This is a genomic window from Micromonospora sp. HNM0581, assembly GCF_012726175.1.
Lineage (GTDB): Bacteria > Actinomycetota > Actinomycetes > Mycobacteriales > Micromonosporaceae > Micromonospora.
In genome coordinates, this window is record NZ_JAASAD010000004.1 from 109,325 (window position 1) to 134,528 (window position 25,204).

24 protein-coding genes are annotated in these 25,204 nt (G+C 70.5%); 5 read left to right on the forward strand and 19 right to left on the reverse strand.

Annotated features, from left to right (window positions below; genetic code table 11):
• Positions 1 to 5: 5 nt before the first annotated feature.
• Positions 6 to 1,817: an ABC transporter ATP-binding protein gene (locus tag HCA58_RS07785; protein ID WP_169597089.1), complete on the reverse strand. Its 1,812-nt coding sequence runs from the start codon at positions 1,815 to 1,817 to the stop codon at positions 6 to 8.
• Positions 1,814 to 3,604 (reverse strand): ABC transporter ATP-binding protein, encoded by a 1,791-nt coding sequence (locus HCA58_RS07790; protein WP_169597090.1) that lies wholly within the window; start codon positions 3,602 to 3,604, stop codon positions 1,814 to 1,816. Before HCA58_RS07790 ends, HCA58_RS07785 begins: the two co-directional genes overlap by 4 nt.
• A 255-nt stretch (positions 3,605 to 3,859) precedes the next feature.
• Between HCA58_RS07790 and HCA58_RS07795 the strand changes: the two genes are divergently transcribed.
• The 3 genes from HCA58_RS07795 to HCA58_RS07805 are packed head-to-tail and all read left to right on the forward strand — an operon-like array spanning position 3,860 to position 5,797.
• Complete coding sequence (locus HCA58_RS07795) at positions 3,860 to 4,648, forward strand: hypothetical protein (protein ID WP_169597091.1); 789 nt, start codon at positions 3,860 to 3,862, stop codon at positions 4,646 to 4,648.
• On the forward strand, positions 4,648 to 5,280 hold the full coding sequence (locus tag HCA58_RS07800; protein WP_205807941.1) for a DUF6529 family protein: 633 nt from the start codon (positions 4,648 to 4,650) through the stop codon (positions 5,278 to 5,280). Before HCA58_RS07795 ends, HCA58_RS07800 begins: the two co-directional genes overlap by 1 nt.
• A gap of 25 nt (positions 5,281 to 5,305) precedes the next feature.
• On the forward strand, positions 5,306 to 5,797 hold the full coding sequence (locus tag HCA58_RS07805) for a Rieske (2Fe-2S) protein (RefSeq protein WP_169597092.1): 492 nt from the start codon (positions 5,306 to 5,308) through the stop codon (positions 5,795 to 5,797).
• A 128-nt stretch (positions 5,798 to 5,925) separates the two neighbouring features.
• On the opposite strand, the gene HCA58_RS07810 is transcribed toward HCA58_RS07805, so the two are convergent.
• The 7 genes from HCA58_RS07810 to HCA58_RS07840 all read right to left on the reverse strand — a co-directional run bounded on the left by HCA58_RS07810 (position 5,926) and on the right by HCA58_RS07840 (position 14,421).
• The gene (locus tag HCA58_RS07810) at positions 5,926 to 7,890 is read right to left on the reverse strand and encodes a cellulase family glycosylhydrolase (RefSeq protein WP_169597093.1); all 1,965 of its coding nucleotides are present in this window, start codon (positions 7,888 to 7,890) and stop codon (positions 5,926 to 5,928) included.
• Between the two features lie 111 nt (positions 7,891 to 8,001).
• Entirely contained in the window at positions 8,002 to 8,694 is a 693-nt protein-coding gene (gene urtE / locus HCA58_RS07815) for an urea ABC transporter ATP-binding subunit UrtE (protein WP_169597094.1), read from the reverse strand.
• Entirely contained in the window at positions 8,694 to 9,467 is a 774-nt protein-coding gene (urtD, locus tag HCA58_RS07820) for an urea ABC transporter ATP-binding protein UrtD (RefSeq protein WP_169597095.1), read from the reverse strand. The genes urtE and urtD overlap by 1 nt, the downstream gene beginning before the upstream one ends.
• The gene (gene urtC, locus HCA58_RS07825; RefSeq protein ID WP_169597096.1) at positions 9,464 to 10,642 is read right to left on the reverse strand and encodes an urea ABC transporter permease subunit UrtC; all 1,179 of its coding nucleotides are present in this window, start codon (positions 10,640 to 10,642) and stop codon (positions 9,464 to 9,466) included. The genes urtD and urtC overlap by 4 nt, the downstream gene beginning before the upstream one ends.
• Positions 10,639 to 11,586, reverse strand: coding sequence for an urea ABC transporter permease subunit UrtB (urtB, locus tag HCA58_RS07830; RefSeq protein ID WP_346775905.1), 948 nt, complete (start codon positions 11,584 to 11,586; stop codon positions 10,639 to 10,641). Before urtB ends, urtC begins: the two co-directional genes overlap by 4 nt.
• A gap of 4 nt (positions 11,587 to 11,590) precedes the next feature.
• On the reverse strand, positions 11,591 to 12,835 hold the full coding sequence (gene urtA / locus HCA58_RS07835; RefSeq protein ID WP_169597097.1) for an urea ABC transporter substrate-binding protein: 1,245 nt from the start codon (positions 12,833 to 12,835) through the stop codon (positions 11,591 to 11,593).
• Positions 12,836 to 13,293: 458 nt separating this feature from the next.
• Positions 13,294 to 14,421, reverse strand: coding sequence for a substrate-binding domain-containing protein (locus tag HCA58_RS07840; RefSeq protein WP_205807944.1), 1,128 nt, complete (start codon positions 14,419 to 14,421; stop codon positions 13,294 to 13,296).
• A 97-nt stretch (positions 14,422 to 14,518) separates the two neighbouring features.
• Between HCA58_RS07840 and HCA58_RS07845 the strand changes: the two genes are divergently transcribed.
• Positions 14,519 to 14,965, forward strand: a complete 447-nt coding sequence (locus tag HCA58_RS07845) for a MarR family transcriptional regulator (protein ID WP_169597098.1) — start codon at positions 14,519 to 14,521, stop codon at positions 14,963 to 14,965.
• Positions 14,966 to 15,084: 119 nt separating this feature from the next.
• Here HCA58_RS07845 and HCA58_RS07850 read toward each other — a convergent pair whose 3' ends face one another.
• The 7 genes from HCA58_RS07850 to HCA58_RS07880 are packed head-to-tail and all read right to left on the reverse strand — an operon-like array spanning position 15,085 to position 20,369.
• Positions 15,085 to 15,870 carry a serine hydrolase gene (locus tag HCA58_RS07850; protein ID WP_240955679.1) on the reverse strand — a complete coding sequence of 262 codons (786 nt, stop codon included), beginning with the start codon at positions 15,868 to 15,870 and terminating at the stop codon, positions 15,085 to 15,087.
• 11 nt (positions 15,871 to 15,881) lie between these two features.
• Positions 15,882 to 16,637 carry an urease accessory protein UreD gene (locus tag HCA58_RS07855; RefSeq protein ID WP_169597099.1) on the reverse strand — a complete coding sequence of 252 codons (756 nt, stop codon included), beginning with the start codon at positions 16,635 to 16,637 and terminating at the stop codon, positions 15,882 to 15,884.
• Positions 16,637 to 17,374, reverse strand: coding sequence for an urease accessory protein UreG (gene ureG / locus HCA58_RS07860; RefSeq protein WP_169597100.1), 738 nt, complete (start codon positions 17,372 to 17,374; stop codon positions 16,637 to 16,639). The genes HCA58_RS07855 and ureG overlap by 1 nt, the downstream gene beginning before the upstream one ends.
• Complete coding sequence (locus HCA58_RS07865; RefSeq protein WP_169597101.1) at positions 17,364 to 18,047, reverse strand: urease accessory UreF family protein; 684 nt, start codon at positions 18,045 to 18,047, stop codon at positions 17,364 to 17,366. The genes ureG and HCA58_RS07865 overlap by 11 nt, the downstream gene beginning before the upstream one ends.
• Positions 18,047 to 19,750: an urease subunit alpha gene (locus HCA58_RS07870; RefSeq protein WP_169597102.1), complete on the reverse strand. Its 1,704-nt coding sequence runs from the start codon at positions 19,748 to 19,750 to the stop codon at positions 18,047 to 18,049. The genes HCA58_RS07865 and HCA58_RS07870 overlap by 1 nt, the downstream gene beginning before the upstream one ends.
• Complete coding sequence (locus HCA58_RS07875; protein WP_169597103.1) at positions 19,747 to 20,070, reverse strand: urease subunit beta; 324 nt, start codon at positions 20,068 to 20,070, stop codon at positions 19,747 to 19,749. The genes HCA58_RS07870 and HCA58_RS07875 overlap by 4 nt, the downstream gene beginning before the upstream one ends.
• Positions 20,067 to 20,369 carry an urease subunit gamma gene (locus HCA58_RS07880; RefSeq protein ID WP_169597104.1) on the reverse strand — a complete coding sequence of 101 codons (303 nt, stop codon included), beginning with the start codon at positions 20,367 to 20,369 and terminating at the stop codon, positions 20,067 to 20,069. The genes HCA58_RS07875 and HCA58_RS07880 overlap by 4 nt, the downstream gene beginning before the upstream one ends.
• Before the next feature lie 270 nt (positions 20,370 to 20,639).
• Between HCA58_RS07880 and HCA58_RS07885 the strand changes: the two genes are divergently transcribed.
• Complete coding sequence (locus HCA58_RS07885) at positions 20,640 to 20,969, forward strand: hypothetical protein (protein WP_169597105.1); 330 nt, start codon at positions 20,640 to 20,642, stop codon at positions 20,967 to 20,969.
• Between the two features lie 65 nt (positions 20,970 to 21,034).
• Here the strand turns inward: HCA58_RS07885 and HCA58_RS07890 are convergent, their stop codons facing one another.
• The 3 genes from HCA58_RS07890 to HCA58_RS07900 all read right to left on the reverse strand — a co-directional run bounded on the left by HCA58_RS07890 (position 21,035) and on the right by HCA58_RS07900 (position 25,065).
• Entirely contained in the window at positions 21,035 to 22,660 is a 1,626-nt protein-coding gene (locus HCA58_RS07890) for an anibiotic ABC transporter (RefSeq protein WP_169597106.1), read from the reverse strand.
• Positions 22,657 to 23,574, reverse strand: a complete 918-nt coding sequence (locus HCA58_RS07895) for an ABC transporter ATP-binding protein (protein ID WP_169597107.1) — start codon at positions 23,572 to 23,574, stop codon at positions 22,657 to 22,659. Before HCA58_RS07895 ends, HCA58_RS07890 begins: the two co-directional genes overlap by 4 nt.
• 165 nt (positions 23,575 to 23,739) lie before the next feature.
• The gene (locus tag HCA58_RS07900) at positions 23,740 to 25,065 is read right to left on the reverse strand and encodes a carbohydrate-binding domain-containing protein (protein WP_169597108.1); all 1,326 of its coding nucleotides are present in this window, start codon (positions 25,063 to 25,065) and stop codon (positions 23,740 to 23,742) included.
• Between the last annotated feature and the right edge of the window lie 139 nt (positions 25,066 to 25,204).

Genomic DNA, 25,204 nt, shown 5'->3' on the forward strand with positions numbered 1-25,204 from the left:
GGGGGTCAGAGCCGCCAGGAACGGGCCGCCTCCTGCTCGGCCCACATCCGCGCGTATCGGCCTTCCCGGGCGAGCAGGTCGTCGTGCCGCCCGACCTCGACGACGCTGCCGTCGTCGAGGACGACGATCCGGTCCGCGTGCCGGATCGTCCCCAGCCGGTGCGCGACGACCAGCACGGTACGGTCGCGGATCAGGCCGGACAACGCCTGTTGAACGTGCCGCTCGTTCGTGGCGTCCATCGCCGCCGTCGGCTCGTCCAGCAACACGATAGGCGCGTCCTTGAGAATGGCCCGGGCCAACGACAGCCGTTGCCGCTCACCCCCGGACAGGGTGGCTCCGCCCTCCCCCACCTGGGTGTCACCGCCCTGCGGCAACCGGGCGACGATCTCGTCCACCCGGGCCTGTGCCGCGGCCTGACGCACCTGATCGTCGGTGGCGCCGGGCCGACCGAAGCGGATGTTGTCCCAGACGGACTCGCTGAACAGGTAGCTGTCCTGGAAGACGACGGTCACCGCATCGAAGAGGGTTGCGGTGTCCATCTCCCGGATGTCGGTGCCGCCGATCCGGATGGTGCCGGAGTCAGGGGCGAAGAACTGCGCCAGCAGGTGCAGACAGGTGGTCTTACCGGCACCGCTGCTGCCGACGAGCGCGGTCACCGTGCCGGACGGCGCCTCGAAGCTGACGTCACGCAGAGCGGGCCTACTCGCGCCGGGGTACGTGTAGGAGACCCCCTCGAAGGCGACGTCGTGCCCCTGCGGAGCCCTGCCGCTGTGAATCTCCGCCGGCACCGGCTCAGCCAGCAGGGCGCCGAGCCGGTCGACGGCCGCCTCCCCCACACGCAGGCTCTCGGTCTGCTCCCCCATCGCGCGGAGCGGGCCGTGGATACGCAGCGACAGCACCGCGAACACCAGGAAGGTGGCCGGTGCCAGGTCGCCACCGATCAGCAGGAAGGCGCCGACCAGGAGCACCACGGGCAGGCCCAGCTCGATGACGGTGAGGAACAGCACCAGCGGCACCACCAACCGGCTGACCAGCCCGGTGCTCGCGTCCCGGTGCCGCAGCAGGGCACGGGAGAGGCGGCCGGCCCGGTCCCCGGTGGCTCCGTGTGCCCGTGCGACGGCGATCCCGGAGACGTACTCCTGGAAGCGGGCAGCGGCCTGACCGCTTGCCTCGGCACGCTCGGCGGCGAGTCGGGCGAAGGTGCGCTGTGACCACGCGTAGACCAGCATCGCCAGTGGGATGGTGGCCAGCGCTGCGAGACCCATCCGCCAGTCCTCCAGCAGCAGACCGACCGCGATCACGATCGGCAGCAGGGCCGCTCCGATGATGGTGGGAATCGCCCCGAACACCACCGGCTCCAGCTCGCTGAGGTGATGCGTGACGAGAGCGGTGAGGTCACCACTCTGCCGTCTGGTGTGGTAGCCCAGCGGCAACCGGCGCAGGTGCTCCAGAGCCCGAAGACGCAGATCCCCGAGGAGTTCGAAGGACGCCACCCAGCTCTGCCGTTGGGCGAGCAGATCGAAGCCGAACTGGCCGATCACTGCGGCCACCACGCCCAGACTCCACCACAGCACCTCGCGCTGGCTGATCTCCGGTCCGCCGAGGTTCGCCTCCCGCAACCGTTGCAGAACCACCACGAGCAGCCAGATCGGTATCGCGGTGCAGACCGCCGCCGCCATCCGGGCGGCGATGCCCCACAGTTGCTGGCGGCGCAGCCGCGGATCGGACAGCGACCACAGTCGCCGGATCAGGGCGATGGTGCGCCCGGCCACCGTGCCGGTCGACGGGCTGGCCGACGTCGACGTGTGGGTCGTCATGCGTGTGCTCCGCTCCGGTCGCCGCTGACTCCGAGACTCCATCGGGCACTGGTGGTGGCGTCGGCCCAGAGCCCGGCGTAGGTGCCGCCGGTTGCCAGCAGTTCGTCGTGCCGTCCAGTCTCGACCACCCGACCATCGCTCATCACCACGATCTGGTCGGCGTCGCGGACGGTGGTGAGCCGGTGGGCGATCACCAGCAGGGTCCGCCCGGCGGCGAGGTTCGCCACCGCCTCCTGGATCCAGAGCTCGTTCTCCGGGTCGGTGGAGGCGGTGGCCTCGTCGAGCACCACCACCGGTGCGTCCTTGAGCAGCGCGCGGGCGATCGACAGGCGTTGACGTTCACCGCCGGACAGCGTCGCGCCCCGCTCACCGACCACCGTGTCGTACCCCTGCGGCAGGGCCAGGATGAAGTCGTGGCAGCGGGCGGCGCGGGCCGCGCGCTGCACGGCCTCGTCGTCCAGGTCGGGTCGCCCGAGGGTAAGGTTGGCCCGGACGGTGTCGTGGAAGAGGAAGGGGTCCTGGAACACCACCGCGACGGTGTCCATCAGCTGGTCGACGGCCATCTCGCGGACGTCGACGCCACCCACGCGGACACTCCCGGCGGACACGTCGAAGAAGCGGGACACCAGACGGGCGACCGTGGTCTTACCCGAACCACTCGGGCCGACGATCGCGGTGACGCGGCCCGCCTCGGCCTTGATGGACACTCCGGTCAGCACGTCCCGGTCCGGATGGTAGGCGAACGAGACGTCGGTCAGCTCGACGGCCGGCTGACCCAGGGGCAGCCGTCGGCCGGTGTCCGGCAGTTCCGGGGTGTCCAGCAGCTTGGCGATCTCGTCGGTGCCGAACCGCACCTGGCGCAGCTGCGAACCGTAGCCGGTGAGTTTGGTCAACGGCGCGGTGTAGCCCAGGGACAGCAACAGGAACAGCAGCAGAGTGGGCAGGTCCACGGCGCCGTCACGGTACAGCAGGAGGCCCACCGGCACGACCACCGCCGCGTTGGCCGCCATCACCGTGAAGTACGCCGCACCGCCCGGCAGGAAGGCTCTGCCCCACTGGGTTTCGGCGTCGACGTACCGTCGCACCGCGTCGGTGGCCCGGGCCACCGTGTCGGTCTGCCGGTTGAAGACCTTGACCGCCTTGATCCCATGCAGGAACTCGGTGACGGCCTGGTTCATGGCCATGCCCGCACCGTGCCACTGGGCGACCCAGGCACCGGAGCCGCGGGTGGCCCACCGCATGCCGAGCATCGCCAGCGGCACAACCGCCACCGCGGCCAGGGCCAACCGCCAGTCGATGACGAACAGCCACACGGTGGTGGCGGCGACCACGGTCAGCGCGGCCACCGCATCCGGCAGCATGTGCGCGATGAAGACCTCGATCCGTTCGACGTCCTCCATCGCCAGTTTGCCGACACCGCCACTACCGCGACGGGTCACCTCACCAAGCGGGAGGACCCCGAGCCGTTCGGCGATGCGCTGGCGCAGTCGGTGGAGCAGGCGGTACGCGCTGATGTGACTGATCGCCAGCGCCCCGCCCATCAGGGCGGTGCCGGCCGCGATGGCGACCAGGGCAATCACGGCGTAGCGGATCAGGGCGTCACCGTCGGGGGTCGCTTCACTCACCAGCTCCACCGCGACCCGGTAGGCCATCAGGTACGGCACGAGCTGGCACGCCACTGCCGCGACGGCGAGCAGCACAGCGGCGGCGAGCCGGCTTTGTTCCGAGCGCACCAGCGACCGGAGCAAGCCCCGACCCCCGGCAGCGGTCTCGGTCTCGGCGGCCATCGCCCCCACCCCATCTCGTCGACGGCTGACCCGCGCCGGACCAGCAGGAAACGCAATGGTAGTCGTTGTCGGCAGTGCGGTGAAGGTCCTTCCGCACACGTGTCGTGGCCCGAGCGGCAGCCCGCGACCACCGCACGGACCAGGCGCGGCGGAGATCAGACCAGTTGCAGCGGAGCAGCCGCGCGGAGGTTGTTCGACGCCGATTGAACCGACCCGGCACCGCCGACCGTATGTCCTGGGCGAAGGGAGTGGCCCATGAAGCGCCTGACCCCGTTGCTCACCCTCCTGTCGGGGGCGGTGACGGCTGCCGTGCTGTTCACGATGAGTGCACAGGCATCCCCGCCGGGCACCCAATCCGTGGCCGGTGGTGGACCACCGGTTACCACGCCGGCACCGCCGGCTGATGTGGAGGCTGATGCCGACGTCGAGGTGGACCCTGATGCGGTCACACCCGAAGCTGACCTGGACGACGCCCAACGACCGGCCGGAACGTCACCGCCCACCGATCCTGACGCCTCATCGGCCGGTACCGAGGTGACATCGGTCGAACAGAACTGGATCGGTGAGCTCGAGAACGGGGCCACCATCGCCATCACCGTCAACAACGGCGAAGCCGAGGCGTACGTCTGCGACGGCAAGGAGATGGAACTGTGGCTGTCCGGCAGCGTCCGCGACGGCAAGATCGAGCTGACCGGCAAAGATGCGAAGCTGACCGGCATCATCCGGGGCGACAGTGCCTCCGGTGAGATGGTCGTCGGCGTACGGCGTTGGAAGTTCACCGCCCGACCCGACGACACCTCGACCGAGGATGCGGTGGTGAAGTCCGGTGCGGGTATCGCCACGACGATCTACCGGGTGACCGACGAATCCCGGAAGGCCGGCTTCGACGGAGGCTGGATCATGTTGCCCGACGGCACCCAGATCGGCATCGTCACCTGGGACGGCAAGCCCATCGCCGCACCACCGTTGGACCCCGCCTTCACCAGCACCGTGGTCAACGGGGTGACCCTCGTCGCCGAACCGGTAGTCCCCGGGGCACGGTGATGTCCCAGCACCGAAACGGCGGGGCACGCACCGTGCCCCGCCGGGCACCCGAGCCCACCGTCGAGGTGCTCCGCGACTTCGACGGCCCGCCGCCGAGTGTCCCGAGACAGGGAACCTCACTGCTGGTGCCGCTTGTCGTCGGGGCCGCGGTGGCGGTGGCGCTCGGTGTCTACGGGCGCACCCACACCCCCACCGGTATCGCGGTCAACGTCGCCGGTTTCTCCTCACCTTTGACGGTGAAGGTCTGGCTCGGCACCGGTGCGGCGTTCTTCGCCGTCATCCAGTTGCTCTCCGCGCTGGCCATGTGGGGTCGGCTGGGCGGGCTGTCGCCGTCCTGGGCCGGTCCGGCGCACCGCTGGTCAGGGCGGATCGCGTTCCTGCTCACGGTACCGGTCGCGGTGCACTGTCTGTACGCGCTCGGCTTCGCCGACTACGACACCCGTACGCTGCTGCACTCCCTGCTGGGCTGCTTTTTCTTCGGGACGTTCGCCACGAAGATGCTGACGCTACCCAAGCGGGGTCTCGCCGGGTGGGTGCTGCCCACCGTCGGCGGGGTCGTGTTCGTCGCCCTGATCGGTGTCTTCCTGACTTCTTCGGTCTGGTACTTCACCACGTTCGGCGTCCAGTTCTGATTCCCGGAAAGGCAAGGCACCTCGAATGAACCACGAGCAGGCTGGCTGCTGCCGGTCGCGACGAACCCTGCTGGCCGGCACCGGCGCGGTGGGTGTGGCCGCTTTGACCGGGTGTGCGACGTACGGTCAGCCGACGGCGGCACCCGCGCCTCCGGCCGCATCATCGGCCGGTGACGCCAGCGGCGACCCGGCCGGCACCGCCGCCCCGGGTGGCGACCCGGATCCGGGCGCACCGGCACTCACCACGCTCGCCGACATCCCGGTCGGCGGTGGCACCGTCTTCGCCGACGCCGGGGTGGTGGTGACCCAGCCGACCGCAGGTGACATCAAGGCGTACTCGGCCACCTGCACCCACCAGGGTTGCACGGTCACCTCGGTCTCCAACGGGACCATCATCTGCGCCTGCCACAACAGTGTGTTCGACATCGCAGACGGGTCGGTACGCAGCGGCCCCGCCGGGGCCCCGCTGCCCGCCGCGAACGTCACCGTCGACGGGGACGCCATCCGGTTGGCCTGACCGAGCCGCGATGCGGACACGAGGGACGCGGTCCACCCAGGCCCGGGCCGCGCGGGGCCGTCCGAGTGGTGTCACACCGCCGGGCGGCCCCTGCCTCGCGGGGAGCGGGAGGCAGGGGCCGTCCCGTTTCAGGAGGCGGTGCAGGTGATGTTCGTCGGCGTACCCGATCCGGTGCCGGTCAGCCCGAAGGTGGTGCTGGTGCCGGCCGCCAACTGCCCGTTGTAGGGCTCGTTGCGAACCGTCACGGTGCTGCCGGAGGTGGTGAGCCGGCCGTTCCACAGTGACGACACCGTGGTGCCGGTGGGTGCCGTCCAGCTGACCGTCCAGCCGGTGATCGCCGCCGGGCCGGTGTTTGCGACGGTCACCTCCGCCTGGTAGCCGCCCTGCCAGGAGCTGACCACCCGGTACGTCGCGGAGCAGCCGGCGTTGCCGGTGCCGGCCGGGGTGGTCACGGTCAGCGGCGGTGACGCCGCCGAAACGTTGCCGGCGGCGTCGCGCGCCCGCACGGTGAAGGTGTAGCTGGTGGAGGCGCTCAGGCCGGTGGCCCGGTAGGTGGTGCCGGAGACCGTGCCGACGACGGTGGCGGCGCCGGAACCGGTGGCCCGGAGCACCTCGTACCCGGTGACACCGACGTTGTCGGTGGCAGCCGCCCAGCTGAGGGTGGCGGTGGAGGCGGTCACGTCGCTGGCGGACGGTCGACCGGGCGTGCTCGGCGCGGTGGTGTCCCCCGGCCCGGTGCCACCGGCGTAGCGCTCGGTGAGGCTGATGCCGGTGGTGGAGTTGGCGCCGCCGAGGCGCACCTGGTGGTCGAGGCCGACGAACTTGCCGTTGTGCTGCCACAACGCCGGCTTGAGAATCTGGTTGTACTTCGTCTCGTCCCAGCTGGCCCAGTCGTCGAGCAGCAGACCACCGGTGTCACCGGAGTTCGGGTTGAGGCACCAGAACGTGTGGTGGATGCCGTTGTCGACCATCAGGTCACGGAGCGCTGCCATCCAGCGGTCCTGCCGGGCGTCCTGACCGAGCCGGCCGCCCCACTCGCCGATCAGCAGCGGCGCGATGTTCTGTTCGTGGATGTAGAACCAGTTCGGCCGCCAGACATCGTTGGTGAGTGAGTCCTTGTCGAAGTCACCGGCGAACCAGGGCTGCTCGTAGACCAACGGCCCGTAGTCGTGCGGCGAGTAGACGAGCTGGTCCTGCTGTGCGCCGAGGTTGACCGGATGCTGTGCGACACCCCGAAGGTTGCCGCCCCACCAGTTGTAGTGGTAGTTCGGGCTGCGGTCAGGATTGGTGTTGGGTGAGTTCCAGGTGGCACCGGCTCGCGGGTAGACCTCGATGCCCTCGCAGAGGATCAGCAGGTTCGGGTTGATCGCCAGGATCCGCCGGCCTGCGGTCTCGCAGGCGTACTTGAAGTTGTCCTGGTCGGTGCTGGAGTCCCACTTGGCCCGCTGCGGATCGTTCGGGGTGCCGTGCGGCTCGTTCTTGATGTCCATCGCGACGATGGTGTCGTTCGTGCGGTAGCGACTCGTGATCCACTCCCAGCCCTGGTAGAACAGCTCGGGGGTGATGCTGCCCTTCCACCACACCGGGTAGACGTGGCCGGAGTTGTCGGCTTCCGCGCTGTGCACGTCGAGCATGACCTTCAGACCGTACTTCTCGCAGAGTCGGAGCCAGTGGTCGAAGATCTGGAGGTTGTTCAGGCCTGCGAGCTCGGGGTTGACGTAGGTGTTGACGTTCGGCTGGGCGGTCGTCTGGCCGGCTTTCCACTCCAGCAGCAGCTGCGTGGAGATCGGCACGCGGACGATGTTGATGCCCCGCTGAGCCATCGCCCGGGTGATCGATTCGAGGTTTCCCGACCACAGGCCGTGGAAGACCCGCTCGCTGGCGTTGAAGCCGAACCAGTTGGCCCCGGTCAGCCATACCTGGTTGCCCGCCGCATCGACGATCTTGTTGCCGTCGGTGTGCAGCCAGTCGGTGGTGGGTGCCGCGGCTGTCCCGACGTTGGGAGCGGCGGTGGCGGCAGGTGCGGCGGCCGCGAGGCCGAGGAGGACTGTGGCGGCCGTGGCGACGGCCGCGAGTGCGGTACGTACGGACATGCGACTTCCTCTGGTGGTGGATGACGAGGAACGTCGACGACGGCCGTGCCCGAGACCGCGGGAGCGCTTCCACGTCATTTTAGAGGTTCATGACCACCAAAGGAAGAGCGTTCACACGGCCAGGGCCGCCCGGACACTGTGCTCGGCCGCGCCGCCGCCCTCTCCGGCGGAGGTGACCCGACCGGACTCCAGCACGTGATAGCGGTCGGCAACCCGCAGCGCAAACCCGAGGTGCTGCTCCACGAGGAGCACGCTGAACCCGGTCTGCGCGATCAGCGCCACGATCCGGTCCTGGATCTCGGCCACCACCGAGGGCTGGATGCCCTCGGTCGGTTCGTCGAGCATCAGCAACCGGGGCCGAGTGATCAACGCACGGGCGATGGCGAGTTGTTGCCGCTGGCCGCCGGAGAGCAGCCCGGCACGCCGACGCAGCAACGGTGGCAGCGCCGGGAAGAGGTCCAGCACCTCCGAGATGGCCACCGTGCCGTCGCGCCGGCCGTCGGCGACCAGGCGCAGGTTCTCCGCCGCGGTCAGGTGCGGGAAGCACTGCTGCCCCTGCGGCACGTACGCGACACCCCGAGCGACGCGCTGGTGGGGCGCGAGCCGGGTGATGTCCTCGCCGTCCAGTTCGACCCGTCCGGCGCGGGGACGCAGCAGGCCGGCGGCCACCCGCAGCAGGGTGGACTTGCCGGCTCCGTTGTGTCCGAGCACGGTGGCCACCCCGTCGCCGGGTACCGACACGTCGACGCCGTGCAGCACCCGGCTGCGCCCGTAACCGGCGTACACCCCGCGTATCGCGAGCATCACGGCTCCGTCCGTGTCGGGGCCGACCCGGTGTCGACCGGGTGACCGAGGTAGACCTCCTGCACGCGAGGATCGGCCTGCACCTGGGCGACGGTGCCCTCGCTGAGCACCCGACCGCCGTGCAGCACGGTGACGGTACGCGCGAAGCGGCGCAGGAAGTCCATGTCGTGCTCGATCACCACGACCGTACGGTCCTGGCTGATCTTCTCCAGCAGTTGCCCGGTAGCGTCGCGTTCCTCGTGACTCATGCCGGCCACCGGCTCGTCGAGCAGCAGCAACCGGGTGTCCTGCACCAGCAGCATGCCGATCTCCAGCCACTGCTTCTGCCCGTGGGCGAGGGTGCCGGCGAGCTGGTCGGCGCGGCCGGCCAGACCGATCACGTCGAGGGCCTCGGCCACCTCGTCGGGCACACCGTGACGACGGCGCAGCAGCGTCGCCCAGCCGCGTCGGGCCCCGGCCGCGATGTCGAGGTTCTGCAGGACGGTCAGCTCCTCGAACACCGTCGAGGTCTGGAAGGTACGGCCGACGCCGAGCCGGCTGATCCGGTGCACCGGACGTCCGAGCAGCTCCCGGTCACCGAACCGTACCGAACCGGTCGCCCGGACCAGTCCGGTGACCGCGTCGACGAGCGTGGTCTTACCGGCGCCGTTGGGCCCGATCAGGAACCGGATGTCGCCGGGAGCGACGTCGAGCGACACCCCGTCGACCGCGGTGAAGCCGTCGAAGCTCACCCGCAGGTCTCGCAGGTAGAGCCCGGGTACCTGCCCGGTCACGACGTGACCTCCCGGCGCCGCCGCAGCCGCTGCCACCGCCCGGGTCCCGGTTCGCCGTCGGGCCGCTCCCGGTCACGGCGGCGCACCAGGCCGATCAGCGACGCCAGGCCGCCGGGTAGGAAGGCCACCACCACCACGAACAGCAGACCCTGGAGGTACGTCCAGGTGCCCGGGAACCGCTCCGACAGGGCGGTACGCGCCCACGCCACCGCGACCGCCCCGAGTACCGGGCCGAGCAGCGTGGCGCGACCGCCGACGGCGACGCCGATGACGAACTCGATGGACGGCACGATCCCGATCAACGCGGGGGAGATGATCCCCACTGCGGGCACGAACAGCGCCCCGGCCAGCCCCGCCATACCGGCGGCGACCACGTACGCGACCACCTTCACCGTGGCCGGGTCGTAGCCGAGGAAACGGACCCGTTCCTCCGAGTCGCGCACGGCCACCAGCAGTTCGCCGTACCGGCTCTGCATCAGGTGCCGGGTCAGGGCCAGCAGCGCCAGCAGGGTGCCGGCGATGATGAAGTAGACCATCCGTTGGTTGACCGGGTCGTTCAGGTCGTAGCCGAAGAAGCCGCGGATGTCGGTGAGCCCGTTGGTGCCGCCGGTGGTGCCCTGCTGGCCGATCAGCAGGATCACCATGGCGGCGGCGAGGGCCTGGCTGAGGATGGCGAAGTAGGCACCGCGCACCCGACGGCGGAACACCAGCGACCCGAGCACGAAGGCGACCGCCATCGGCAGCAGCACCGTGGCGGGCAGGGCGAACCATGGGCTGGCGAACGGTCGCCACCACAGTGGCAGTTCGTCGAGTTGCCCGTACAACGTCATGAAGTCGGGCATGTTGCCCGGACCCGCGTCGGCGAGCTTGAGATGCATGGCCATCGCGTAGCCGCCGAGGCCGAAGAAGACCCCTTGGCCGAGGGTGAGCATGCCGCCACGTCCCCAGGCCAGGCCGATGCCGACCGCGACCATGGCCACGCAGAGGTACTTGGCCAGCAGGGAGAGCCGGAAGTCCGACAGCAGCAGTGGGGCGACGGCGAAGAGCAGGGCCGCACCGAGGGCGAATCCGGCGGCGGCCCGGTAGCGGTGGCGGGATGGTCCGGCCGCCGGTCTGGTCGGTGGTGCCGGCGCGGGGTCGGCGGCGGCGACGGGATCTCGGGCGACGGTGGTCATGCCAGACTCCTGGTGCGCAGCGTGAACAGGCCCTGGGGTCGCCACTGGAGAAACGCGACGATGGCGATGAAGACCATCACCTTGGCGACGCTGAGGGTGGTGAGGTATTCGCCGCTGGCCTGGAGCACACCCAGGGCGAAGGCGACGATGACGGTGCCCTTGAGCTGGCCGATCCCGCCGACCACGACGACCAGGAAGGCGTCGATGATCAGGTTGGTGCCCATGGTGGGACCGATCGGCCCGAGCAGGGTGAGGGCCACGCCGGCGATGCCGGCCAGGCCGGAGCCGATGAAGAAGGTCGCCCGGTCGACCCGTGCGGTGGGGATACCGGAGACGGCGGCCAGGTCCCGGTTCTGCACGACGGCCCGGATCCGGCGGCCCAGCGGGGTGACCCGCAGGGCCAGGGTCAACGCGACGACGGCGCCGCCGGCGAGGGCGAGGATGAACAACCGGTTGTTGGCCACGGTGATGCCGCCGGGCAGCGCGACGTTGCCGGTGAGCAGCTCCGGTGCGCGGGTCTGCACGTTGGGGCTGCCGAAGATGTCCCGGGCCAGCTGTTGCAGGATCAGCGACACGCCCCAGGTGACCAGCAGGGTGTCCAGTGGGCGGGCGTAGAGGCGACGGATCAGCAGGATCTCCAGCAGCACCCCCATCGCGCCGGCCACCACGAAGGCGACCGGCAGGGCGATCAGCAGCGACCAGCCGGCCGCGGTGATGACCTGCTGCAGGACGTAGGTGGTGTAGGCGCCGGCCATGATGAACTCGCCGTGGGCCATGTTGATCACGCCCATCTGGCCGAAGGTCAGGGCCAAACCGAGCGCGATGAGCAGCAGCACCGCCCCGATGCTGACGCCGGTGAAGAGTTGGCCGATGAGGACTGTCACGGTGCGTACTCCGAACTGCTGGTGGGTGCGGGCCCGGGCGGATGCGTCGCCCGGGCCCACCGGGTCAGCTCAGGCCGCCGGCCCACGGGTAGCTCTTGAGGTACGGGTCGGGGGTGATCGGCTGGCCGGAGTTCCAGACCTCGGTGATCAGACCGTCCGCGCCGACCTTGCCGACGCGTGCCGTCTTGGCGATGTGCTGGGTGGCACCGTCCACGGTGACTAGGCCCTCGGGCGCCTCGAAGGTGATGCCGTCGGAGGCCCCACGAACCTTCTCCACGTCGAAGGTGCCAGCCTTCTCGACCATCGCCTTCCACAGGTAGACCGAGACGTACGCGGCCTCCATCGGGTCGCTCGTCGGCTTGTCCGCCCCGTACTTCGCCTTGTAAGCCGCGACGAACTTCTCGTTCGCCGCCCCCGGCGTGGTCTGGTAGTAGTTCCAGGCGGTGAGCTGGCCCTCCAGGTACTGGGTGCCGATGCTCTTGACCTCCTCCTCGGCGATCGACACCGACACCACCGGCATGGCGGCGGCGGTCAAACCAGCGGACTTGTACTCCTTGAAGAACGCCACGTTGCTGTCGCCGTTGAGGGTGTTGAAGACCGCGTCCGCGCCGGCGGACTTCACCTTGTTGGTGATGGTGCCGAACTCGGTGGAGCCCAGCGGGGCGTAGTCCTCCCCCAGCACCGTCATCCCGTTCGCCTCGGCGTACGCCTTGATGATCTTGTTTGCGGTACGCGGGAAGACGTAGTCGGAGCCGACCAGGTAGAGCGAGGTGGCTCCCTGCGCCTTGAGGTAGTCCAGGCCGGGGACGATCTGCTGATTGGTCGTGGCCCCGGTGTAGAAGATGTACGGCGACTGCTCCAGGCCCTCGTACTGCACGGGGTAGAACAGCAGTGCCTTGTTCTTCTCGAACACGGGCTTCACGGCCTTGCGGCTGGCCGAGGTCCAGCAGCCAAAGACGGCCGCCACGCGGTCCTCCCGAATCAGCTTCTCGGCCTTCTCGGCGAAGGTCGGCCAGTCCGAGGCGCCGTCCTCGCCGACGGGTTCGATCTTCTTGTCGAGCACGCCCCCGGCGGCGTTGATCTCCTCGATCGCCAGCATGATCGCATCTCGGACGGTGACCTCGCTGATGGCCATCGTGCCGGAGAGGGAGTTGAGCAGGCCCACCTTGACGGTGTCACCGGAGACGTCGGCGGTGACTCCGGCAGCGGTGTTCCCGTCGGTGGTCTTGCTGCCGCACGCGGCCAGCGCGGCCGCGGCGACCAGGGTCATGGCACCCGCCAGGATGCGGCGGCCCCGGTTCAGTGTCATCAATTCTCCCTGCGTCGCGCGTATGACGTCAGTCAGTGCCCGGGGACGGTCGTCGGCCCCGGGCGGAAGTGCGGATCTGGGTAACTGCGGTGCGGTCCGGTGAAACGTCTCCCGCTACCCGGTACGGCGGGTGGACACCGACCAGGCGGCGACTCGAATATCGGGCAGGAAAAGCTTCGATCGTTTTCATTACGTCGATGTTTCTCGGCCCTCAATAGACTGTTTCCGCTGGCCCGACCACTCCGACGAGGGCATAAAAAAAATGCCGGCGCATCGCCGAGGAAAATCGGCAAAATGACGCCGGCACACGATTTCAGCCGCATTCGGCTGCGCTTTTCCCGTCCATCGCCGGACGGTGGTGATATCCGACGCGACGGTCGGATGCTTCACGTAGGAAGTATCTTGGCCGCCGGTCGGCTGACCTGTCAAGGCACGGTCCGGTCACGCCCGGAAGAGCATCACAGTTCAGTCAGGACGGTGAAGTCCAGGCCGTCGGCCTCGGCCAGGTAGATGCGCTGGCGGACATGTCGACGGCGCAGTCGCAACTCGCCGCGCGGCCCGTCGTAAGACACCACGTCCGCGGATGCCTCCACCGCCCGTACGTCCAGCGTGCCGGCCTCGGCAATGAGCGCGGCCAACAACATCACACCCTCGTAGCAGGACTCCCCCAGGCTGCCCAGCGGCGGCGCCTCCAGCCCGAAGCGGCGACCGAAGCTGCCGTGGAAGTCCAGGTTCTCCTGGGTCACCAGGCCGGCGAAGAAACCCGCCGTGCTGAACAGCCCCCGGGTGTTGGCGGCACCGCTGGCGAGCAGCATGTTCTCGTCCATCAAAGTGCTCAGGCGCAGACAACGCTGGTCCAGCCCGGCGCGGGCGAACGCCCGGTTGAACCGGACCGCGTCCGCGCCCACGAGCAGCATGAGCACCGCGTCGGCGTCGCTGTGTTCGACGCGCCGCAACACCTCGGAGTAGTCGTGGGTCTCCAACGGCAGGAAGTGCTGGCCGACCACCCGTCCGCCGCTGCGCAGCGCGTACCGGTAGGCCGCCCGGGTCGTCCGGCGCGGCCAGACGTAGTCGTTGCCGACCACGAACCAGCGTCGCACCCCGAGATCCGCCGCGAGCACCCGCATCGCCGGCCACAGTTGCGCGTCCGGCGTCTCACTGGTCAGGAAGACACCCTCGGTACGCTCGCCACCCTCGTACAGAGCGGTGTAGACGTACGGCACCTGGTGCGCGATGCGCGGCGCAACCGCCTGACGCACGGAGGAGATGTGCCAGCCGGTGACACCCTGCACCGCGCCCACCGACACCAGCGCCTCCACCTCGGCGGCCACTTCGGCCGGTGGTGCCCCGCCGTCCACCGGCACCAGCCGCAACTCCCGGCCGAGTACGCCACCACGCCGGTTCAGCTCCTCGACCGCTAGCTGCGCACAGAGTTCACAGCTCGGACCGAACATCCCCGCCGGCCCGCGCATCGGATACACCAGGGCGATACTGACCACGCCGCGGTCGACGGTCAGCCAGGACGCCCCGGCGGTGATGCTCTCCCCCGCCTGCGGGCGTCCGGACCCCGGTGCCGGCGCGGACATGAACACATGGTCGCCGCAGCCGCTGGTGAAGACCAGCCCTCCCCAGCCAGCGAGACATCTCGCTACGATGACACCGCATCAGCGAGGCGGGAGTGCCATGTCAGACCTTCCCGGTTCCGCAGCCGACCTGTTACCCCTGCTCACCCGCGCCGAGCGGCTGCTCTCGCGCCGGGTCGGCAGGGTGCTCGCCGCCGAGTCCCTCAGCATCGAGGCGTGGCGGGTCCTCAGCCTGCTCGCCGACGGTCTCGGGCATCCGATGAGCGAGGTCGCCGCCGAGGCGTCACTGCCGCCGGGCACCCTGACCAAGCTGGTCGACCAGCTCGTCGACCGCAACCTCGTCTTCCGCCGGATCGACCCCGTCGACCGCCGTCGCATCCGCGCCTACCTGACCGCACGGGGGCGTCGTGAGCACGAGCGGGTGGACGCCGCGATCCGCACCGACCTGGCCGGGCTCAGCATGACGGACGACACCGACCTGGCCGGCCTCCTCGACGCCCTGATCACCCGCCTGGACTCCGGTCGCCGCACCCCAACCCCCGCCTGACCCGTCCCCACACCCCGGCCGCCCCGCGATCTTGCACTTCCGGTCGCACCATAAGCCGGAAGACGCGCGTACCGACGACCGAAAGTGCAAAATCGAGGAGGGTGGGGGCCGATGGTTGGTCAGCCGCCGTTGACGGGGCGGAACTGCGGGACGGAGTGGTGGGCGCGCGGGGCGGGGTTGGTGGTCCGGGCAATGGTGTCGAACATGGTCCGGCCCAGGGCCGCGTGGGCGCGTACGGCCGGGTGGGTGCCGCCGTAGTTGTCCAGGTCGCCGAGGGAGTCGGCGAAGAAGGCGTACGTCAGGGTGGGCGCACCGGTCGCGTCGAACATGATCCCGACCTCGTGACGGGCGGCTCCCGAGGAGTCGTAGTCCGCACCGTACTTGGTGGCGACCCGGCTGCGCTCGGCCGAGGACATGTCGCGGCGAATCCCGTCGTGGTAACCGTTGATCCAGCGGAGAACGCCGAGCAGGAAGTCACTCGACCGGGTCGACAGCAGCGTCTTGTTGGCCAGCCGCCACAGCAGGTCATGGGTCTCGCGCGGGGTCGTCACCCCGAGGAAGAACCGGTTCGGGTTGGCCACCGGCTCGACGCGGGTGTGCGTGAAGCCCTTGGCCGCGAGGATCTCGTTGATTTCCAGCGCCGGCACCACCCGCCCGCACATCCGCACAGCCGTGTTGTCGGAGACGAGCAGCATCGCAGTGAGGAAATTCGCCACGGTGATCTCGTCGCCCCAGACCGTATGGAGGAAGTAGATCCCGCTGCCGCCGAGGATGATGTCGGCGCTCAGGTCGAGCCGCTGGTCCAGTCGCAGCTCACCGCGGTCGATCTTGTCCATGACCGCCACCGCGACGGCCAGCTTCTGCACGATCCGCCGCTCGGCGACGACCTCACCCAACTCGTACAACCCGACGCTCCTCACCCCCCGGCCGAGGCAGCGATGGTATCCATCGCGCTGTCCGGTTCGAGGTACTCCCGCAGGGTGTGCGCGTCCGGCGCGGTGGCGCTCCACAGGGTCGCCGGGCCGCCGGCCAGCGGCAGCCGGGCCCGCGTACCGCACACCGCAGCCGACTGCGCCGGTCGGGCCGGGTCCACGATCAGCAGCGAACCGGTGGCGGACGCGCCGGCCAACACCGCCGGTCCGGCCCAGCCGGCGGCGTTCGGCCCGACCGCCAGGGACTGCCGTAGCAGCGGCCGATCGTCCAGGTCGACCCAGGTGTTGATCTCGATGTTGCCGGGGCGCTCGCCGTGCCGCCCGCAGATCAGCTCGTCCCGCCAGTGCAGGGTGCCCCCGGCCGCGACGGCCACCCGCGAGTCCGCGACGTGTGCGCAGCCCGCCGCCGCGACCAGTTGCTCGGGCAGCCAGGTCAGGGCCGCCCGCTCGGCGACGGTGGCCCGGACCAGCGTCCGGGACACCGCGTCGGGGCGGCCCGGCAGCGCGACGGACGCGGCCACCGTGTGCACACGGACCACCGCGCCGGGGCCGACCTCGACGTCCAGCCGCAGGTAGTCGCCGGCGAGCGGACCGGCCGCTCCGCCGACGACGTACACCGTGACACCACCGCCGGGGGCCGGTACCTGGCGCAGCAGCAGCGGGCTCTCGCCGCGCAGTTCGGCCAGCACGGTCTGGCCGCGCCGGTCGACGCGGGCCACCAGCCGGGCGGTGGCCCGCATCAGGCCTGCCCGGCGGGTACCGGCCCGGCCGGCGTGGACTGCGCGGCCCGGTGGTGGGCCAGTTCGTGACGGATCCAAGCGGCGACCTGGGTCGCCAGGGGATCCTCACTGATGGACTGGAACACCGTCGGCAGGTCGCCCCGACGGGCCCGGGCGTCGCGGTCCATCACGGACAGGTCGGCACCGACCATCGGCGCCAGGTCGGTCTTGTTGATGACCAGCAGGTCGGCGGCGGTCACCCCCGGGCCGCCCTTGCGGGGCACCTTGTCCCCACCGGCGACGTCCACCACGAAGATCTGCCGGTCCACCAGGCCCCGGCTGAACGTGGCGGTCAGGTTGTCACCGCCGCTCTCCACCAGCACCAGGTCCAGCGGACCCAACGCGTCGGTCAGCTCGTCGACCGCGTCGAGGTTGGCGCCGATGTCGTCGCGGATGGCGGTGTGCGGGCAGCAACCCGTCTCCACCGCCCTGATCCGGGTCGGATCGAGCACCCCGGCGCGCTTGAGGAAGTCGGCGTCCTCGGTGGTGTAGATGTCGTTCGTCACCACGCCGAGACGCAACTCGTCGGCGAACGCCCGGCACAGCGCAGCGACCAGGGCGGTCTTGCCGGAGCCGACCGGGCCGCCGATGCCGACCCGCAACGCCCGCGCGGCAGTCGGTAGCGGGGCGTACGGGTCGACCCCCGGCTCGGGGTGGGTGTGGGGAACGGACTCGTCGTGGTCGAATTCAGGACGCAAAGAGACGCACCTCCCAGGTGGCGTGAGCTTCGGCATGGATGTCGGCGAGCGGAGCGGCAGCGGCGGGCAGCCGCTCCGGTGGTTCCTCGGCGGCGCGGGCCGCCCGCGCCGCGGTGGCGTCACAGGTGGCGGCGAGCCGCACCAGCAGACCCTGCACCTGGTACGGGTCCAGGCCGAGCAGGCGTACGGCGGCACTGGCCGCGCCGGTCACCGTCGCGTGGGCGGCGACCGTGGCCACCTGCCCGGGGTCGAGACCGGCGGCGGCACCGACCAGCCCCAGTACCAGGGGCTGGTGTGGCCCGTCCGCTGCGGTGGGCAGGTCGTCGAAGGTGACCGCCGGCCAGATCCGGCGACCGGCCCGCAGCAACGCGCGGCCCTGCCGCCGGGAGACCGACCGCTGCGCCGGTGACACGGTCCGGGCGTCCAGTTCGGCGTCGAGTCGGGCCAGCGCGGCGGAGCGGCCGGCCGACCACGCCACGCCACGGGCCGCCGCGGCGAAGGCCGCCGCGACCAGACCGGCCGTGGCCAACCGTCCGCTCAGGTATTCCGCCAGCGTGGTCAGGTCGGTCACCCGGCCGGCGGCGACGGCCGCCTCCAACCCGGCCGAGTGTGCGTGCGCACCAGCCGGGAACCGCCCGTCAGCGAGGAGCAGCAGCATCGTCGGGGTGGCCATCAGAACAGGAAGTACCGCTGGGCCATCGGCAGTTCGGTCACCGGATCCGGTTCCACCGCCACACCGTCGATCCGGACCGTGAAGGTGTCCGGGTCGACCTCGATGCGCGGCAGGGCGTCGTTGCCCGGCAGGTCGGTCTTGCCCCGGGTGCGTACGTCGGCCACCGGCACCACCCGACGCCGCACGTCAAGCCGCAGCCCGGCCTCCAACGCCGCGGGTGCCACGAATGCCAGGCTGGTGGCGGCAGCCGCGCCACCGTACGCGCCGAACATCGGCCGGGGCAGCATCGGCTGCGGGGTGGGGATCGAGGCGTTCGCGTCACCCATCTGCGCGTACGCGATCATGCCGCCCTTGATGACCAGGTGTGGTCGTACGCCGAAGAAAGCTGGCTCCCACAGCACCAGGTCGGCGAGCTTGCCCGGCTCCACCGACCCGATCTCGTGGTCGAGTCCGTTGGCCATGGCCGCGCAGATGGTGTACTTCGCGACGTACCGGCGGGCCCGGTGGTTGTCGGCGGCCCCGTCCCCGGGCAGGGCACCCACCCGGGCCTTCATCACGTGTGCGCTCTGCCAGGTACGCAACACGATCTCGCCGATGCGGCCCATCGCCTGCGAGTCGGAGCCGATGATGGAGATCGCCCCGAGGTCGTGCAGCAGGTCCTCGGCGGCCATCGTGGACGGTCGGATGCGGCTCTCCGCGAACGCCAGGTCTTCTGGCACCGCCGGGTTGAGATGGTGGCAGACCATCAGCATGTCGAGATGCTCGGTGAGGGTGTTGCGGGTGTACGGGCGGGTCGGGTTCGTCGACGAGGGCAGTACGTTCGGCTCACCGGCGACGGTGATGATGTCCGGCGCGTGCCCGCCGCCCGCCCCCTCGGTGTGGTACGAGTGGATTGCCCGTCCGCCGATCGCGCGGAGGGTGTCGGCGACGAAGCCGGCCTCGTTGAGGGTGTCGGTGTGAATGGAGACCTGCACGCCGGAGGCGTCGGCGACCCGCAGGCAGGCGTCGATCGCCGCCGGGGTGGTGCCCCAGTCCTCGTGCAGCTTGAACCCGCCGGCTCCGGCCCGCAACTGCTCCCACAGCGCCTCTTCCGAGACGGTGTTGCCCTTGCCGAGCAGCAGCACGTTGACCGGGGACGTGTCGAGGGCCTCGTGCATCCGGGCCAGGTGCCAGGCGTTCGGGGTGACGGTGGTGGCCCGGGTGCCCTCGGCCGGGCCGGTGCCGCCGCCGACCAGGGTGGTGACGCCGCTGGCGAGCGCCTCGGTGACCAGTTGCGGGCAGATGAAGTGCACGTGGGTGTCGACCGCCCCGGCGGTGAGGATCCGGCCGTTGCCGGCGATCACCTCGGTGGCTGGGCCGATGACCAGGTCCGGATGGACACCGTCCATGGTGTCCGGGTTGCCGGCGCGGCCCAGCGCGACGATCCGTCCGTCACGCAGCCCGACGTCGGCCTTGACCACTCCCCAGTGGTCGAGGACGACCGCGCCGGTGATCACGGTGTCCAGGGCGCCCTCGGCGCGGGTGGCCCGGGACTGGCCCATCGACTCACGGATCACTTTGCCGCCGCCGAAGACCGCCTCATCGCCACCGGCACAATGGTCGTACTCGATCTCGATCAGCAGGTTGGTGTCGGCGAGTCGGATCCGGTCGCCGGTGCTCGGTCCGTACAGGGCGACATAGCGGTCCCGGTCCACGGCACTCACGCCTTTCCTCCTTCGTCCAGCGCTCCGGCGCATTCGCCGCGCAGGCCCGGCACGATCCGCGCGCCACCCAGCGGCACCAGCTCCACCCGGCGGCTGACTCCTGGCTCGAACCGCACCGAGGTGCCGGCCGGTACGGCGAGCCGCTGCCCCCAGGCCGCGTCCCGGTCGAAGTCCAGCGCCGGGTTGGCCTCGGCGAAGTGGTAGTGCGAACCGACCTGCACGGGCCGGTCACCGGTGTTGACCACCAGCAGCTTGGTCACCGGACGCCCGGCGTTGATCTGCACCGGGCCGTCGGCCGGCAGGATCTCCCCGGGGATCACGGGATCGGGTGGTGCACCGTCACCAACTTGGTGCCGTCCGGGAACGTCGCCTCCACCTGCACCTCCCTCAGCAACTCGGGGATGCCGTCCTGCACGTCGTCGCGGTTGAGCACGGTGCGGCCGGCCGCCATCAGGTCGACCACGGACCGCCCGTCTCGTGCCCCTTCGAGCAGGAAGGCGGTGATCACCGCGACGGCTTCCGGATAGTTCAGGCGCAGGCCACGCTCGCGGCGACGCCGGGCGACGTCGGCCGCCACGTGGACGAGCAGGCGGTCCTGCTCGTGAGGGCTGAGATACACGGGTGCTCCCGGTGGATGTCCGCGCTCCCGACGCCGCCGGCCCGGCGCCTCGACGCGCCACCGAAACGGTTCGGGGTTCGCCCACCGGCCGGACCCACCGCGCGTCGGGCCCGGGAGTTCCACCCTCCCGGCCCACGTGGTGGACCACCGGCGGTGTCATCGGATGCGGACCGCACCGCCCACCGCTGAGCAGACCGTAAACGACCACCCGCTCACCGGGCAACACCCTCAACCGGTGTACGCACCAACCCCGCCTGCGTTGATCATGAGGTGTCCACGATCGCGGAGATCGCCGCCGGGCTGCGGGTCGATCGGTCGGTGCTGATGGGCGGCACGCTGCTCGTGCAGGGCGCGTTGGCGGCAGCCGGAGAGGGGGACGAGCGCGCCGCCGCCCACCTGATCGACGCCGCCCGTGCCCACCTGCACGCCCACGATCCCACCAGCGCCGCCCGGACCCTGCTGCAAGCCCAGAGCACCGCACCTGCGGAGGTACGGCACCGGCCCGCAGCCCGCGACCTGCTCGCCCAGGTGCTCGGGTGCCCGGACACCCCGACGACGATCGTCCAGCTCGCCGCCGCCCTCGGGGTGCCGGCAACATGACCGCGCCGCTGCTGTCCCTGGCGCGCCCTCACCGCCCGCCGATCAGGACTTGAGGCGACCGGCGCTCAGGTGGGGATGTCGCGGCGGCGGAAGGCGGTGAGGCCGGCCGTGAGCAGTGCGGTGGCTGCGGCGGTGAGGACCACCAGGGGCAGGACGGTGACGTCGACGGCGGGCACGGACGGCACATGGGTGTAAGGCGAGATGTTCAGCACCGGCTGCGGCAGGTCCAACGCGGCACCCAACTGGCCGAGCAGCAGGAAAACGATGAGCACCGCCCAGCTCGCTACCACCGAGAAGCGGGGCAGCACCCCGAACAGAGCGGTCACCACCCCGGCGACGACGAACAGTGCCGGTAGCCGCAGCAACGCCGCACCGGTCAGGTCCACCGCCCAGCCGACCGGGTCTCCGACGGCCAGCCCGTACCCGAGGCCGGTGGTGGCTCCGGCCAGCAGCATCAACGCCAGCGCGCCGAGCACCGCTGCAGCCACCTGGGTGCCCAGCCACCGGTGGCGGCTCACCGCCGTGGCGAGCAGCGGTTCGAGGATGCTGTCGGACTCGTCGCCGCGTACCCGCAGCAGGGCCTGCACCACGTACGCCCCGATGGTCAGGGCGAACAGACCGAGCATCGCCGACAGGAAAGCGTCGACGAGTTCGGCGCTGCCACCGAGCTGGGCGATCGCCTCGGCGGCGGCCGGGTTGTCGGCGATCATGTCGTCGACCTCGTTGCCGGCGAGCCCCATGGCGAAGCCGAGCACCGCCACCGCGACCGCCCAGCCGACGAGCACGCCCCGGTGCAGCCGCCAGGTGAGTCCCGCCGGGGTGAGCAGCCAGACGGCGGCGCGTGCCGGCCCCCGTCGCGCGGCGAGCAGACCGGCACCGACGTCCCGACGTTCGGCGAACGTGTACGCCACCGCTACCCCGACGACAAGCAGTGCCGCCGGCAAGGCGAGGACCCACAGGCGTTCGCTGCCGAAGGCACGGATCTGGGTGCCCCAGCCCAGCGGTGACAGCCACGTCGGCCAGGCGCTGTCCAGTCCCACCCCGTCGGCGGCCCGCTGACCGAGGACGTCACCGGTGGCACGCAGCAGGAAGGCCACTCCGACCGTGGCGGCGGCGAGCGCGTTGGCGCCCCGGGACGTCACCGACAGTTGGGCGGTGACGGCGGCCACGCCGGTGAAGCCGAGACCGACACCGATGATCGCCGCGGCGGCGGCCACCGAACCGGCGGTCGGTAACCCGGCACCGACGAAGGCGACCGCGAGCAGCCCCCCGGCCAGCACGTTGGCGCCGGCCACCACGAGCAGGGCGGCGGTGAGCAGCGCGTACCGGCCGACGGCGGCGGCACCGAGTAGTTCGGCTCGGCCGGTCTCCTCGTTCTGTCGGGTGTTGCGGACGACGGTGAAGGTGCTCAGCAGCGCGGCGAGCACGGCCAGGGTGAGGTAGCTTTCGGTGATCACCACCGCACCGAGTTCGGTGCTGGCGATGGGGCCGTTGAAGGCGCGGGCGACGACACTGGTGTTCGCCACCTCGGCGTACCCGACACGGTTCTGCTCGTCGGGGTAGATGCTTGCCACGCTCGCAGCCATGGCGTACCCGATGAGCGGGGTGCCGAGCGTCCAGCTGGCCAGCCTGATCCGGTCACGGCGCAGGGCGAGCCGGGCCAGCCGGCCGGTGCCGGTGAACGCACTCATCGGGTGCCTCCGGCCTGCGTCTGCTGGTCGTCGGAGGTTTCGCCGTAGTGCCGCAGGAACAGTTCCTCGAGGGTGGGTGGGGTGCTGGTCAGCGCGCGGACCTGGAAGCGGACCAGGTGGGCCAGGAGGGTGTCGAGGTGTTCCGGTTCGACCTCCATCCGGACCCGACCGTCGACGGGGCGGACCTCGTGCACACCGGGCAGCTCGGCCAGGCCGGTGACGGGCCGGGCGGTCTCGACGGTGACCGTAGTACGCGCCAGGTGTCGCAGCTCCGCCAGGGTGCCGGACTCGACGATCCGCCCCTCCCGGATGATGCTGACCCGGTCGCAGAGTGCTTCGACCTCGGCCAGGACGTGGCTGGAGAGCAGCACACTGGCGCCGGCCCCGGTGAGGTGCCGGACCTCCTCCTGGAACACGGCCTCCATCAGCGGGTCCAGCCCGGAGGTGGGCTCGTCGAGCACGTACAGCTCGACGTTGGAGGCGAAGGCGGCGACGATGGCGACCTTCTGCCGGTTGCCTTTGGAGTAGGTGCGGCACTTCTTCGTCGGGTCCAGGTCGAACCGCTGCAACAACTCGTCGCGGCGGCGCGGGTCCAGTCCGCCGCGCAGCGCGCCGAACAGGTCGATCGCCTCTCCGCCGGAGAGGTTGGGCCAGAGGTTGACGTCGCCCGGCACGTACGCCAGACGCCGGTGCAACGCGACGGCGTCGCGCCACGGGTCGCCGTCGAGGAGGCGGACCTGACCGGAGTCACGGCGCAGCAGCCCGAGCAGGATCCGGATGGTGGTGGACTTGCCCGAGCCGTTGGGCCCGAGGAACCCGTGCACTTCCCCCGGTTCCACAGTCAGCTCGACCCCGTCGAGGGCGCGTACGCCGCCGAAGGTCTTGACCAGGTTCTCGATGGCGATCACGGACATGGGCGCCTCCCGCCTCACCGGTGTCTGCCGCACCACTCTTCCACGGCCTCGCACTCGTGGATCGCGGTGGCACCGACGACCGGCGGGCGGCGGCCGGGACAGCCCCGGCCCGGGCGGCGCCGTGCCGGTACGGGCTGGGCACGGCCGCGGGCCGCCGCCGGTACGTCACCGGATCAGGTCGAGCCCGACGTACGTGCGCTGGTGCGCTGGGAACTCCTCGTCCGTGTGCGGTGCGTAGATCCAGGTGCGCAGCGAGTCGGCCGCCGTGTCGATCTCGACGAGCCGCACCGGGTTGGTTCGGCGGGAGTGGAATGCCTGCAGGAAGGAGTAGATCTGGTTGCCGTGGACGCCGGTGTCCACCCGGGAGGCCGCCGTGCCGGTGTGACCGGAGAAGACAAACCGGACGTTGGGGTAGCGCCCCACCAGGTTGTCGAAGAGGTACTGCGGGCTGGTGGAGCCGTAACCGGCCGACTGACCGATCGCGCCGTCGCTTTCCAGGTAGTGGTGCGTGACGACCACGACGTTGTGTTGGGGGTGGGCGGCCACGACGGACTGCGCCCAGGCGACGGCGGCCCGGCGTGGCCACAGCTCCAGACTGAGCACCAGCCAGCGCACTCCTCCGGCGACGTAGGTGGCGAAGGCGTTGTCCACCTTGCCGGCCTCGAACTGGCCGCCCACCTCCCCGAACCGCCTGGTCGTGAAGTATCTGTTGAACACGGCCGTGTCGCGTAGCAGTTGGCCGGCGGGACTGCGCAGTTCCCCGTTCGGGCCGGCTGCCTGGGTGTCGTGGTTACCGACGGCGAGGGTGTACGGCATACCGGCCGTCTCCAGCGGGCGCAGCGCGGCGCGGGCGCGTTCGTACTGCACGTGGTTGGGGGTGTCGTAGTTGACCACGTCACCCGAGTGCGTGACGAAACGCAGGTCGAGTGGCGTGCGCTGGGCCACCAGCCAGTCGACGCGCTGGCGCAGCCGGGTGTCGCCGGCGCTCAGGACCTCTTCCTGTGTGTCCGGTACCACGGCGAAGGTGAAGCGCGGGTCGACCGACGGTGGCGGCTGTGTCCGGACGTACCCCAGGTGTGCGTTACGGTCGCACACGCCGGTGTACCGGTCGTTGACGAGCTCGATGCGGACGTGGTGCAGGCCCTCGGGCAGCTCCCCTCCGACCGGGTAGCCGCCGTATTCGGTGGCGCTGCTGATGGTGACCTCGCCGATCGGGTCGCCGCCCACCTTCACCCGTAGGGTCGGCCAGCCGTCACAGTGATCGCCGATGGCACCGACGACGAGTTGCCCGGCGCCCCGTACGTCGATGGTGGCGTAGCTGGCGTTGTGCCACAGCGTGGCGTGGGTGCCAGACGACGGTCGGGGCGTGCCCGTGGCCGCTTGGATCGAGCCGTTGACCACGGTGAACGGTGACGCCGCGTGGGCCGCGCCAGCTGGTACGCCGACCGACAGTACGACCACCATCGCCAGGACCGCGCGAGTGATCCGCATGGATGTCCTCCCTGTGCACACACCTCCGGCAGTTACCGAACATCGGGATGCTAAGGCAGACCGACCGGACATTACGGCACGAGTACATCGACACGCAGTGACGTTTACATTGACGAAACGTGACAGGTGGTGGGGTGGC